At 62.2% G+C, this 12,084-nt stretch carries 9 protein-coding genes; 4 read left to right on the top strand and 5 right to left on the bottom strand.

Annotated features, from left to right (window positions below; genetic code table 11):
• Nucleotides 1-4: 4 nt before the first annotated feature.
• Both IPM49_00610 and IPM49_00605 read right to left on the bottom strand, forming a co-directional pair.
• Nucleotides 5-1,252 carry a restriction endonuclease subunit S gene (locus IPM49_00610; protein ID MBK9273026.1) on the bottom strand — a complete coding sequence of 416 codons (1,248 nt, stop codon included), beginning with the start codon at nucleotides 1,250-1,252 and terminating at the stop codon, nucleotides 5-7.
• An 8-nt stretch (nucleotides 1,253-1,260) separates the two neighbouring features.
• Nucleotides 1,261-3,387 carry an N-6 DNA methylase gene (locus tag IPM49_00605; protein MBK9273025.1) on the bottom strand — a complete coding sequence of 709 codons (2,127 nt, stop codon included), beginning with the start codon at nucleotides 3,385-3,387 and terminating at the stop codon, nucleotides 1,261-1,263.
• A 673-nt stretch (nucleotides 3,388-4,060) separates the two neighbouring features.
• On the opposite strand from IPM49_00605, the gene IPM49_00600 reads away from it, so the two are divergent.
• The 4 genes from IPM49_00600 to IPM49_00585 all read left to right on the top strand — a co-directional run bounded on the left by IPM49_00600 (nucleotide 4,061) and on the right by IPM49_00585 (nucleotide 9,530).
• Nucleotides 4,061-4,729, top strand: a complete 669-nt coding sequence (locus IPM49_00600) for a response regulator transcription factor (GenBank protein ID MBK9273024.1) — start codon at nucleotides 4,061-4,063, stop codon at nucleotides 4,727-4,729.
• Between the two features lie 263 nt (nucleotides 4,730-4,992).
• A complete protein-coding gene (locus IPM49_00595; protein ID MBK9273023.1) occupies nucleotides 4,993-5,916 on the top strand; it encodes a DUF1295 domain-containing protein in 924 nt (307 codons plus the stop codon).
• Between the two features lie 812 nt (nucleotides 5,917-6,728).
• Nucleotides 6,729-7,823: a hypothetical protein gene (locus tag IPM49_00590; GenBank protein MBK9273022.1), complete on the top strand. Its 1,095-nt coding sequence runs from the start codon at nucleotides 6,729-6,731 to the stop codon at nucleotides 7,821-7,823.
• Between the two features lie 3 nt (nucleotides 7,824-7,826).
• The gene (locus IPM49_00585; protein MBK9273021.1) at nucleotides 7,827-9,530 is read left to right on the top strand and encodes an NAD(P)/FAD-dependent oxidoreductase; all 1,704 of its coding nucleotides are present in this window, start codon (nucleotides 7,827-7,829) and stop codon (nucleotides 9,528-9,530) included.
• Between the two features lie 31 nt (nucleotides 9,531-9,561).
• Here the strand turns inward: IPM49_00585 and IPM49_00580 are convergent, their stop codons facing one another.
• The 3 genes from IPM49_00580 to IPM49_00570 all read right to left on the bottom strand — a co-directional run bounded on the left by IPM49_00580 (nucleotide 9,562) and on the right by IPM49_00570 (nucleotide 11,958).
• Nucleotides 9,562-10,341: a hypothetical protein gene (locus IPM49_00580; GenBank protein ID MBK9273020.1), complete on the bottom strand. Its 780-nt coding sequence runs from the start codon at nucleotides 10,339-10,341 to the stop codon at nucleotides 9,562-9,564.
• On the bottom strand, nucleotides 10,325-11,002 hold the full coding sequence (locus tag IPM49_00575) for a hypothetical protein (protein MBK9273019.1): 678 nt from the start codon (nucleotides 11,000-11,002) through the stop codon (nucleotides 10,325-10,327). Before IPM49_00575 ends, IPM49_00580 begins: the two co-directional genes overlap by 17 nt.
• Nucleotides 11,003-11,538: 536 nt before the next feature.
• Nucleotides 11,539-11,958: an ATP-dependent zinc protease gene (locus tag IPM49_00570; protein ID MBK9273018.1), complete on the bottom strand. Its 420-nt coding sequence runs from the start codon at nucleotides 11,956-11,958 to the stop codon at nucleotides 11,539-11,541.
• Nucleotides 11,959-12,084 lie beyond the last annotated feature (126 nt).

The raw sequence follows: 12,084 nt of genomic DNA, 5'->3' as shown, positions 1-12,084 counted from the left end.
ATGTTCACACCTTCACCTTCCCGCACATCAACCGTGGCAACAGCAGGTCCCGTGCGCGGGTGAGGGCGGCGTTCTGTGCCTCCAGTGTCTCTCGTAGCTCGAACATGGGCTCCACCTTTGCAGCGAAGGCCTTCCATGTTCCTTCATCAGGCAATACGATCTTGAACTGCTCCATCGACGACTTCGTGAGCGCCTCGCGGGTGGCACCCTTGCCTTGGGCCAGGGAAAGCAGCTGAGCCTTGCGTGCTGGACTGTTCAAGGCGCAGAGGATATAGGCTGGTGAGATCTTCGCGGCATCCGCTCGAATGATCATCACATGCTGGTTCACTCGACCGGGGAGCAGGCGTGAAGGCATCATGCAGCACCGCCCTACGGAAGCACCCGTGATGTTGAGCAGGATGTCGTTCGCCTGTAGCGTTACGCCATCCAGATCAGCGGCCTGTTCGTCGTCGATGTAGGCGAGGCCATCCATAGTGAAGGCGAAGTCGTACACGTTCTGGCTCCGGACCAGGGTGACCCCTTCCTCCTTGTATGCGGCTTCGCCTCCGCGCGGAGTAGAGCCACTGCCGATCTTGGTGCATAGCTCACCCAGAGGTGCGACCTTCCATGTTGCTGGGATGCTTCCCAACTCGGACTGCACCACCTTCACCCCCTCCCACCCCGGGAACCGCAAGCGCACGAACCACTCCTTGTACAGCAGCCGCGCCGCACGCTCCAGCAGCTTGATCCGCTTCCGGTTGTTCTCGATCAGGTCGTCGTAGGACGAGAGGATAGTGGCGATGCGGCGTTGCTCATCAACTGCTGGAATAGCTACACGTACTCGACCAATGCGCTCGGGTGCAGTGTGCCGGATCTTGGTTCCACTTGCGCTGCCGGAGATCTGGCTCCGGACTACAGCGGTATTGAAGAGGTAATAGAGGAATCGTAGATCGATCTCATCCTCGTTGACATCGATGATCTTGCCAAGTCGTTGGTTGTGCAAGTAGTAACCGTCTCGAGGGATCCAAGCTGAACTTCCCAATAAGCCAGGGGCTTGCTCGGTCATCGCGATGATCACGTCGCCTGTATTCAGGATGAAGTCTTGCGGTATATCGCCCGTATAGAACTTGCGCTTGTCCTCTTGTTCCTTGAAACCTCCCTTCTCATGGAAGTTCCCTGGTGTTAGCACCACATGCGCCCCTTCATCGGCGAAGAACTTGCTCTTGAACGCATAGCCGTGCTTCACCTTGAAGAGGTCGCTGAACGTCTTCATCACCCACATCATTCAACGAGTTCGTTCAAGCTCGATTCTACTTGTTCGATGAGCATCAATGCGTGCGAGTTCAGTTCGGTGAGTTCCTCCGATATAAGGCTCATCGTCTCGTTGAAGTCGACATCATCGTCTTCTTCACCAGCCACTCCGACATACCGCCCCGGCGTCAAGCTCCAATCGTTCGCTTCGATCTCCTTCACATCCACCAGCTTTACCAGGCCCTCCACGTCGCGCAGTTCGGCATCGGGGAAACGCTCCTGCAGCCACAGCGCGTGGCGGTGGTGGTAGCGCACCTGCTTCAGCAGGTCCACGGTAAGGGGCCGAAGGTCGGCCAGGGCCTTCAGCTCGCGCCGGATCTCGGTGCCCGCCCATTCCTTGTCGTCGCGGGCGTTCAGCTCCTTGTCGCACACGTCGTGCACTTTGCCCAGCAGCTTGTGCAGGCGGTCGGCCTCCTTCACCAGCTCGTGGCTCAATGTGCTCAGGGCCTCCACCTCCTTGCTCGCGGTGTGCAGCGCGGCGTTGGTGGCGGCCAGCTTGTCGGCGCCCTTGGGTTCCTTGATCAGCGGCTTGGTCTGCAGGGCGACCAGTGTTTCGCGGAAGGCCTGGACGTGCTTGCCATAGGCGCCGAGGGCCTCGCGCAGTTCGTTGGCCACGGGCTTCAGCGGCTCCTGCTTCTCGTGCTTCCGCACGAAGGGCAGCATGCGACTCAGGGCGCGCTGGGCCACTTCGGTCAGGTTGTGCAGCGGTAGCCAGAGCACGCCTTCCTCATCGGTGCTTTTCAGGCAGAGCTCGGCGGCCCGCAGCGTATCGCGCAGGTGCTGGGCCACCAGGTCCAGGAAGCGCTGGCGCTCGCCGCGGTACAGCCACACGATGCTGGTGAGGTTGGCCTGCTGCCCGGGGCTGAAGTCGAAGATCTTGCGGGTCACCTTGGTGTACACGTGCCGCGCATCGATCATCAGCACCTTGTTGCGCCGCTCCTTGGGCTTGCCCTTGTCCAGGAACCAGAGTTCGCAGGGCACGGTGCGGGTGTAGAAGAAGTTGGAGCGGATGGCCATCATCGCGTCCACCGCGCCGGTCTCCACCAGCTTGCGGCGCACGGTGGCCTCGTCGCGCCCGGCGCTGCTGGCCTGGCTGCTCATCACGAAGCCCGCGCGCCCTTTGGCGTTGAGGTAGCTATAGAAGTAGGAGATCCACAGGTAGTTGCCGTTGCTCACCTTCTTCTTCTTGTTCACGCCCGGCAGGCCGAAGGGCAGGCGCGGGTCGTTCTTCACCTTGTCGGCATCCACCTCGTCGGTGTTGAAGGGTGGGTTGGCCATCACATAGTCGGCCTTGCCCAGCAGCTCGTGCGGGTCCTGGTAGTAGCTGATGGCCTGGTTGATCTTGCCCTCCAGCCCGTGTACGGCCAGGTTCATCTTGCCCAGGCGGATGGTGGTGGCGTTCTTCTCCAGCCCGTAGAAGGTGGCGCGCTCCCTTGGGTTCTGGTGCAGCTTCTCGATAAAGTGGGCGCTCTGCACGAACATGCCGCCACTGCCGCAGGCGGGGTCCAGCACGGTGCCGTGGTCGGGCTCGATCACGTTCACGATCATCTGCACCAGGCTCACCGGCGTGAAGAACTCGCCGCCATCGTGCGCCTTCTGGTCGGCAAAGCCGGTGAGGAAGTACTCGTAGATGCGGCCGAAGACATCGCCGGTGGCTTTCTTCAGGGCCTCGTCGTTGAAGGTGCGCAGCAAACTGCCCAGCACGGCATTGTCCAGCTCTTTGTATTCGCTCTTGGGCAGCACGCCCTTCAGCATGTCATAGTCCTTCTCGATGCTCTCCATGGCGTGCTCCAGGGCCGCCGCGCGGTCGTCGCCATCGGTAAGGTCCACCAGGTAATCGAACTGCGCTTCGGGCCGCAGGTAGATGGAGCCTTGCCCGCTGAAGTCCTCCTTGCGCAGGGGCCGGGGTTGCCCGCCGCGCTTGGGCAGGTTGGCCTCCAGGCGGTCCTTCACGGCCAGGTAGCGGCTGTAGGCATGGCGCAGGAAGATGAGGCCGAGCACGGGCATCATGTACTCGTTGCTGGCGTAGTTGCTGTTGGTGCGCAGGGTGTCGGCGCTGGACCAGAGGCGCTTCTCGATGGCGGTGATGTCTTTCATGGCTGGGTGTGAAAATAGGGACCACAAACCGTTAGAATGGGTCGACGTGCCAAGTGGAGTGGAAGAGAACCGCGCGCGCAATGTTCTGCGGGCTGGGTGTGCTGTTCGCACTACGGTTATGTACCAAGGGATCAAAGGCCTTTGAAGCCTTGGATTGTCTGAGAGGAAGCTATTAGTGTTCTGGCCCTGGTCACTGGCGTGGCGTTCGCAGATGTATAACTGTTCCTAGTTCCACTTTAGGATGGCACGGGCTTTTTGGGCGATAGTGCGCCCAAACCAGCACATCAAGTCCGCCAGCTGCTGCACGTCGCTTGCTATCTCGGTCGGCAAGTATCTGCCGCAGGTGAAGTGTGCAAGCAGTAGGTCTGGCCACGACCGATCCGACGTCGGGTCAGGCTCCGCCCAACCTCTTTACCTCTCTACCCAAAGCCCAATTAACCCACCCCGCCCGCCCCCGGCGCGGGCCCTGAACCCAGGACCGAGGCCGCCGCCACCGGTGGGAATCGCCGCGCCATACAAAACGCCGCCGATCCCGAACAGGGGGAAAAAACCATGGGTGCCCCCGGGTGAAAAATCACCTCCCCGGTCGTTTGGAGGTGCGGGGGCGGCCGAAAAAATTTGCGGGGGTGGGCCACCGAGGGCCCCTACGACGCCATGAGCACCCCCAGCCCCCTTGCGCATTGCGGTGACCGACGACCACGAGCTGGTGCGGCGCGGAGTGGTGGCGGCGCTGGCGGAGTGGCCGGTGGCGCACACGGTGCTGGAGGCTTGCGACGGGGTGGATTATGAGGAGCGGTGCCGGGAGCTGGGGCATGTGCACCTGGCGGTGGTGGACCTGCGGATGCCGCGCCGCGACGGCTACGACACGCTGCGGTGGATGCAGCGGCACCAGCCGCGCAGCAAGGGGGTGGCCATCAGCTACGATCCGGACCCGGGCGGGGTGCGGCGCGCGCTGCAGTGCGGGGCGGCGGCGGTGCTGCCCAAGGCGGTGCGGGCGGCCGAGCTGCACCGGGCCCTGAGCACGGTGCTGAGCCAGGGCTTCTACTACAACGAGCTGGTGGCGCGCGACCTGCGGCGGCGGGTGGAGGATGAGGCGGCCACGCGGCCGGCGGAGACGCGGTGGGCGGCGCTGACGCCGCGCGAGCGCGAGGTGCTGCGGCTGTTCTGCCGCGCCGATGTGCCCGACCTGGCCGACGTGGCCCGCCGCCTGGGCATCAGCCTGGGCACCGCCGAAACGCACCGCCACAACGCCTACACCAAGTTGGGCCTGCACAGCAAGGAGGCGCTGCTGCGCTTTGTGCTGACGCACCAGCTGGGGGAGCCGATGGAGGCGAGTGGTTGAGGAGGGGAGTTCACGGGATCAAGCCGGAGTGGCGATCCCCCCAAACCGTCATCGCGAGCCGGTCCCGCAGGGCCGGCGTGGCGATCTCCCTGGTCAATGATCCGATCCCTTCCGGGGAGATCGCTTCGCCTGCAAAGCCAGGCTCGCGATGACGTGTTCGGAAGGGGAGATCGCTTCGCCCGCAGAGCCGGGCTCGCGATGACGTGCTGGGAAGAGCGCACCCCCCCGAACCGTCCGCGCGCCCCGCTGTTCCTTTGCACCCCATGCGCCGAACCATCCTGGTCCTCGTCATCACCGTCGTGCTCGTGCCGGTGGTGTCCTACTTCGCCGACGCCCCGCTCACCGCCCTGCAACGCGACACCCTGGGCCTGCTGCTCCGCATCTACCTCATCACCGCGCTGGCCACCTGGGTGGTGGCCGAACTGACGCGCAACTGCAGCCAGGTGGACAAGCTGTGGAGCCTGATGCCGCCGATGTACGCCTGGGTGATGGCCGACGCCGCCGGCTTCACGCCGCGCGCGCTGCTGATGGCCGCGCTGGTGACCGCCTGGGGGCTGCGCCTCACCTACAACTTCGGCCGCCGCGGCGGCTACAGCTGGCGCTTCTGGAGCGGTGAGGAGGACTACCGCTGGGAGGTGCTGCGCCGCAACCCCATCCTGGCGAAGCCGTGGGTGTGGCGCCTCTTCAACCTGGGCTTCATCTCCCTCTACCAGATGGGCCTGGTGCTGCTCTTCACCCTGCCCATGCTGCTGGTGGTGGACGCCCCCGGCGCGCTGGGCCTGGCCGACGGCCTGCTGGCCGCCGCCATGCTCGCCTTCCTGGCCATCGAGACCGTGGCCGACCAGCAGCAGTGGGATTTCCAGCGCGAGAAGCACCGCCGCCTGAAGGCCGGCGAACCCCTCACCGGCCGCTATGCGGAAGGCTTCGTGCACGACGGCCTGTGGGCCGTGGTGCGCCACCCCAACTACATGGCCGAGCAGGCGCAATGGCTCGTCTTCTACGGCTTCAGCGTGGCGGCCACCGGGCGCTGGATCAACTGGAGCCTCTGCGGCGCGCTGCTGCTGGTGCTCCTCTTCCAGGGCAGCGCCGACTTCAGCGAGGGCATCAGCGCCGGCAAGTACCCCGGCTACCGCCACTACCTGGCCCGCGTGCCCCGCTACCTGCCCTGGCCGCGCCCCCGCGGGTGATCGCTCTTCCGCACCGTCATCGCGCGCAGCCCGCAGGGATGCGCGGCGATCGCCCCGAGGCGGACGGGATCAAGCCTCGCGATGACGGTTGAGCGTTGATCCGGTACATGGACCACCCCGGATGATGTGATCTGTGTTCATCCGCGTCCATCTGTGGTTCCCTCCTTGCGAACCGCGCACCGTGAGCGCATCTGTGTTCATCCATGTCCATCTGTGGTTCCCTCCTTGCGAACCGCGCACCGTGAGCGCATCTGTGTTCATCCGCGTCCATCTGTGGTTCTCACCCCGCCCGAACCACCCCGGATGAAGGCATCTGTGTCCATCCGCGTCCATCTGTGGTTCCCTCCTTGCGAACCGCGCACAGGGAGCGCATCTGTGTTCATCCGTGTCCATCTGTGGTTCTCACCCCGCCCGAACCACCCCGGATGAAGGCATCTGTGTCCATCCACGTCCATCTGTGGTTCCCTCCTTGCGAACCGCGCACAGTGAGCGCATCTGTGTTCATCCGCGTCCATCTGTGGTTCTCACCCCATGCGAACCACCCCGGATGAAGGCATCTGTGTCCATCCGCGTCCATCTGTGGTTCCCTCCTTGCGAACCGCGCACAGTGAGCGCATCTGTGTCCATCCGTGTCCATCTGTGGTTCCCTCCTTGCGAACCGCGCACCGTGAGCGCATCTGTGTTCATCCGCGTCCATCTGTGGTTCTCACCCCTCCTGAACCACCCCGGATGAAGGCATCTGTGTTCATCCGTGTCCATCTGTGGTTCTCCCCCCGCCCGAACCACCCCGGATCGCCGTACACTCGCACTTGATGCGCACCCCTCTCCTCGCCCTCCTCGTGGTGGTCGCCGCGCCCCTGGCCGCGCAGGACGTCACCGCCTTTCTGGACTACCGCGACCGGCTGGTCGTGTTCGACCGCGGCAGCTTCTCCGTGGTGGAGGGCGTGCGGCCCGCCGCCTATCAGGTGGGCGGCAACTACGTGGCCTACCTCAACGCCATCGGCGACCTGAAGCGCCACGCCGACGGCCGCACCAGCACCCTCGACCGCTCCACCGGCGCGCAGCTGGCCGTCACCGACCACCTGCTGGGCCTCAAGGTGGCCACCGCCCTGAAGCTGCACGACGGCCGCGAGCTGCGCACCCTGTGCATCAACACCGGCCCCTACGTGGTGGAGGACAGCCTGGCGGCCTGGGTGGACGAGGCGCAGCGCACCATCCACATCTGGTACAACGGGCGCGATGAAGTGCTGGCGGACGGGCTGGCCATCGGGGCCGTGCAGGACTGGAAGAGCGGCGACAACCTGCTCGCCTGGGTGAGCACCATCGAACGCCGCTTCCGCATCTTCCACCGCGGCGTGGTGTACGACGCGGCCGACGTGTACGACGCCGGCATCGACTTCCAGGCCGGTGCCGACGTGGTGCTCTACCTCGATCCGCAGGGCAACGGGCTGAAGGCCTTCCACAAGGGCAACTTCTACGACCTGGACCCCATCGCCCCGCAGCGCTACGCCGTGGGCAAGGGCATCGCGGCCTGGCTGGACCGCACCGGCGCGCTGAAGGTGCTGGAGGACGGCCAGATCTACACGGCCACCGATTTCGCCCCCACCGAGTTCCACGTGCGCGACAGCCTGGTGGTGTTCCGCGACCAGGACATGCTGAAGGTGTTCCAGGCCGGGCGGGTGCACGAGGTGGAACGCTATTGGCCCGAGCGGTGGGACGCCAGCTGGGGCATGCTGGCCTACACGGCGGTGGACGGCACGGTGCGCGTGTGGCGCAAGGGCAAGGGCGAAGTGGCCCTGCGCGAACGCACCGCCACCGGCTTCAACCTCCAGCGCGGCCTGCTCACCATCACCATGCCGCTGAACGCCGTGCGCATCTGGTGGAAGGGCCGGGTGTACACCCAGTGACCGATGCGCCATCCGCTTCCCTCGGGTGAGTACGATGCGGTGGTGATCGGGGCCGGCATCAGCGGCCTCACCTCCGCGGCCATCCTGGCGCGGGCCGGCCTGAAGGTGTGCGTGCTGGAGATGGACGCCCGCCCCGGCGGCTACCTCGCCGGCTTCCGCCGCAAGGACTTCCGCTTCGACAGCGCCATCCACTGGCTGAACCAGTGCGGGCCCCGCGGATACGTCACCCGCGTGTTCGACCTCATCGGCCGCGACCACCCCGTAGCCCGTCCCCAGCGCCGCATCCGCCGCTGGAAGAGCCCCTCGGTGGACCTGCTGCTCACCAACCGCCCCGATGACCTGAAGGCCGAGCTCATCCGCCGCTTCCCCCACGAACGCGCCGGCCTCGAGCGCTTCTTCCGCGATGCCTGGAAGCTGGGCCGCTCCTTCGACCGCAGCAGCGGCCTCATCCGCGCGCAGGAGACCATGGGGCCGCTGGAACGGGTGGGCTACATGCTGCGCCGCCTGCGCTTCGCCCTGCCCTTCATCAAGCACCTGGGCTACCAGGGCGATGCCGGGGTGAAGAAGGGCCTGGACCGCTACTTCAAAGACCCCGGCCTGCACAAGCTCTTCAGCAGCGAGCAGGAGCTGCTGGCCTGCCTGGTGCCCATCGGCTGGGCCTACTTCGGCGACTACCAGAGCCCGCCCAAGGGCGGCAGCCAGGTGTTCCCCGAATGGCTCGCCCACGTGGTGACGCGCCTGGGCGGCGCCCTCCACTACCGCTGCCGCGTGACGCGCATCCTGCTGGAGGGCGGCCGCTGCGTGGGCGTGGAGGGGGAGCAGCGCGGCACCCCCTTCACCGTCCGCGCCCCGCAGGTGATCGCCGCCTGCGACGTGGAGACCCTCTACGAGCGCATGCTGCCGCCGGAGGTGGTGCCGGAGAAGCTGAAGGCCAAGCTGCGCGATGCGGTGCTCTACAGCAGCTCCGTCACCGTGTCGCTGGGGCTGGACGTGCCCGCCGAGCACTTCGGCCTGGACGAGGAGCTCATCTACCTGCACCGCGACGATGTGCCGCGCGACGCGCACGGCGGCACGGACCCCGCGCAGAGCGGCATCAGCATCCTGGCCCCCAGCCTGCGCGACAAGAGCATGGCGCCGCCGGGCATGGGCACCCTCACCCTCTACATCCCCGCGCTCTTCGGCGACCACGATACCTGGGCCACGGAGCGCGATGCCACGGGCGCCATCGTGCGGGGCGAGGCCTACGAACGGCTGAAGCAGCGCGTGGCCGATGCGCTGATCGACCGCGTGGAGCGGGCGCTGGCGCCGGGCCTGCGCCGCCACATCGTGTACTGCGACGTGGCCACGCCCATCACCCACTGGCGCTACACCGGCAACCGCTTCGGCAGCATGATGGGCGCCAAGCCCGGCAAGGAGAACTTCAAGGCCGGCATCGCCCACTACCGCACCCCCGTGCCGGGCCTGCTGCTGGGCGGCCACTGGGCCGACCTGGGCGGCGGCGTGCCCATCGCCGTCAAGTCCGGCGTCAACACCGCCCTCATCGTGCTGAAGGACACGGGCCACCCCGCCTTCGCCACCTGGCGCGCCTACCTGGACAAGGGCCTCGACGTGGAGCGCGTGCGCACCGGGCCGGGGCTGGTGCCCTATGCCGAGGACTGGGTGCAGGCGCCCACGCCGGCGGAGAAGCGGGCGACCAAGCTGAGATGATATGCGGCACTATGGAGGCTATTCTGTGAGCCTAAAAAACCGGAATACTGTCTCCGGAAGTATTTGTATCTCTAAGTATATAAAAGTCATCGTCGTAGGACATACTCGTGGACTGAGTCGATAAGTTGATATCGGTGATATCATGCTCGGTTAACCAATCTAGGACAGAGCTCACTACTTCATTACGAGCGATAATTAGAGAATCATACGTTCGCAGGTAGGGGTTAGAAGATTGCACGCAGAAATCTGGACTTACAGTCATTGGTGATGAATCCAGTCGATACTTCTGAGAAACGTTAATACATGGATATGATTTTCTTGATAATGCTATGAACGTTGAGTGACTGTAGTCATACTTGGATTTAATTGCTTCATCAACATAAATCTTCCTCAGCTTCTGTGCGATTGATTTAGGTAGCATTGGGTCTGAATACATGCGCATCCAACTAAAAACGAATTGATAGTTCTCTTCAAAATAAACACCTTCGGGATGAATAAGCTCTCCATTTAAAACAATTCCATGTGAGGGTATTCCAACAAAACTTGTACTTATTCTAAGACATTTATCCTCGGCGAGGTAGCAACCGGAACTATCCGTAACTAAGTCAATAATAATCGTATTCTGATTCATCAAATCTACTAGCATTAGCACTTTCTCGAGTTGCCGCTCCTTTAGATTCTGAGGCACGTCAAATGCTCTATAGACATTGTAAGCTATAAATAGTGTTAATAGCGAGATCCCTATTTGCAATACTTCAAATAGACTAAGAGAAAAAAAGTTCTGGCTCCCCCTCTTAAAGGTCATCTTCATCGAACTGATCTGTAAGGTAGTGCCTCTCCCAAAGCTTGTCGGTCTTTGATGCAATCTGATAGGCTCTGTAAGTAAGTCCCAATAAGACCAACAGAATCAAACCACACATGACTAGCTCGACAACCGACCGAACTGGAGAGTTCAAGATTTTTCGAGCAATCTCAAGTGTTGCGATGTCATGGATGAAAATCAGACCGTAAACAATGCAGGGAACTGAGTAAAGTAGTTTCGGAATCTCTCCGATTATCCTGAGGTCAGACTTTCTCTCTTTCTTGTGAATTGTCAATATTTGATCCATCTTTATTAACATCTTCGCAACTCGTTGGGTTTGTTCATCAAAATCCTTCATTGAGTCAAACGCTATTTTCAAATGCGTGTATCGAAGGGAAAGAGTATATACGAAACTAAAATAGAGTAACACGATAATAATACCTGAAAGCAAACCTAAGTCGTTAACGTCAAAAGTCACGCCAATTATTGGAATTTTTTGGCTAAGAATATTGTCAATTCGATACTTTTCATACATATGAGTCAAATCTGTGACTGAATTAGCATCCAGATTCTTTAGGGCAATGAACTCCTTTATACGATCCAAATCGGCGTCAATGGGAGGCTTATTTGTGAGCACACCCTTCGCTTCATAGTGCGCGTTGAGACGCAAATGCGTCCACGAAAATTTCCAACTGTTAAGCAATGACGTGAAGAAGAGGATCGATACTAGAACCAAGGATAGTAGCACGAACCTGATATAGGTGGAAGTCTGATATGATTTCCGAAAGATTTCAACATGTAGAAACCCTCGTATCGTTAACTTGTTTCCTTCGAGTAAATCGTTCTTGATGGGCTCCATGTCGAGTATTGTCATCACGGAGAAGAATCATAGGATTCTTCTTCATGCAGTATTATGTCCTGTTGCTCGCTAAACGTTTCCCTGCTCTACTCTTTGTTAAAAGGCCAACTCTCCTCAAGCCAATTGTATCGTGACCTGCAGCACTCGATTGTTAGTTCAAGTCAAGTCAGACAGCCCGTCAACTCGGGTGGTGGCAATATAGATAATCGGCAACAATCTGTATGTTCCAATGATGCTGGCGCCGTGCAACGCGTCTCACCTAATCGGAGGACTGGGTGCAGGCGCCCACGCCGGCGGAGAAGCGGGCCTTGCGCGGGGACGCGGGCACAGAAGGGGAGGAGGACTGATCAGCCCAGGGCGTCCTTGCGCGACACGTCCACCACGAAGCGGCCCCGGAGGAACTTGCGGCCCAGCAGCACCTGGTGCTTCATGTCGCTGCGGTCGAACAGCGTGAACTGCGTGCGCACCGCGTGGCCGTTGAGCCGCACGCGGGTGCTGATGAGGTAGCGCCGCGTGGTCTGGCCCGTGCTGCTCTTCACCGTCACCCGCTTGAACCGCTTGAACAGCTTGGTGCGCCGCCGGCCGCCCATCTGGAAGGTGACGGCCAGCACCGGGATGCCGTCCACCACCTTCTTGCGCACGCGCTGGTAGTGCAGGGCGCTGCGGTACGCGCCGGTGTCGATCTTGGCCTGCACGCGCGCGATGCCCAGGCCGGGCAGGGCGATGTGCTCCACCCGCCCGATGGTCACCAGCGTGCGCTTGGCCATGGCGCGAAGGTGGCACGGTGGGGTGGTGGGAGCGGGGCCGGACGGGCGGAAGTTCTCAGGCGCCCGTGTTGATCGCTGTGGCACGACCCTTGCCGGACGCCGCCGCGCCACACACATTCGTCATGG

Source organism: Flavobacteriales bacterium (assembly GCA_016715895.1).
Taxonomy (GTDB): Bacteria; Bacteroidota; Bacteroidia; order Flavobacteriales_F; family PHOS-HE28; genus PHOS-HE28.
Note: the sequence above shows the minus strand (reverse complement) of the source record. Positions and strands in the feature narration are given on the sequence as shown.

Coding starts and splice junctions, on each gene's coding strand:
- IPM49_00610 (MBK9273026.1), bottom strand. CDS start 1,252: ATGAAGACGTTCAGCGACCTCTTCAAGGTGAAGCACGGCTATGCGTTC.
- IPM49_00580 (MBK9273020.1), bottom strand. CDS start 10,341: ATGAAGATGACCTTTAAGAGGGGGAGCCAGAACTTTTTTTCTCTTAGT.
- IPM49_00605 (MBK9273025.1), bottom strand. CDS start 3,387: ATGAAAGACATCACCGCCATCGAGAAGCGCCTCTGGTCCAGCGCCGAC.
- IPM49_00585 (MBK9273021.1), top strand. CDS start 7,827: ATGCGCCATCCGCTTCCCTCGGGTGAGTACGATGCGGTGGTGATCGGG.
- IPM49_00570 (MBK9273018.1), bottom strand. CDS start 11,958: ATGGCCAAGCGCACGCTGGTGACCATCGGGCGGGTGGAGCACATCGCC.
- IPM49_00590 (MBK9273022.1), top strand. CDS start 6,729: ATGCGCACCCCTCTCCTCGCCCTCCTCGTGGTGGTCGCCGCGCCCCTG.
- IPM49_00595 (MBK9273023.1), top strand. CDS start 4,993: ATGCGCCGAACCATCCTGGTCCTCGTCATCACCGTCGTGCTCGTGCCG.